This window comes from Nocardiopsis lambiniae (genome assembly GCF_031845465.1).
Taxonomy (GTDB): domain Bacteria; phylum Actinomycetota; class Actinomycetes; order Streptosporangiales; family Streptosporangiaceae; genus Nocardiopsis; species Nocardiopsis lambiniae.
In genome coordinates this window covers 1-255 of sequence record NZ_JAVREP010000064.1, presented here as the reverse complement: position 1 = coordinate 255, position 255 = coordinate 1, and the positions used below count along the sequence as shown (strand labels likewise).

The 255-nt window shown below is 74.9% G+C and carries 1 protein-coding gene; it reads right to left on the bottom strand.

Annotation, left to right across the window (positions count from 1 at the left end; genetic code table 11):
- Nucleotides 1-255 (bottom strand): trehalase-like domain-containing protein (locus RM479_RS27730; RefSeq protein ID WP_311514587.1); only part of this gene is annotated, 255 nt, incomplete at both ends.

Below are 255 nucleotides of genomic sequence, written 5' to 3'. Positions count from 1 at the left end.
GCAACTCCAACACCACCGGGCGCTCGGAGGTGGGCTGCACGGTGGCGTGCGCGATGTCGTCCACCCCGTCGTGATCGATCCGCCAGGCCACCCCGGGCGAGTACAACGCGATCGGGAAGGGCGCCCCCTGGACCACCAGCCCGTCGGGGTGGGCGGTGATGCGCACCGGGGCCCGCCCGAAATCGGGGCGCGGCGCGAACTCCACCACCGCCGGCGCGGTCCCGGTGATGGCCCGCACCAGATCGGTGCGGCCCG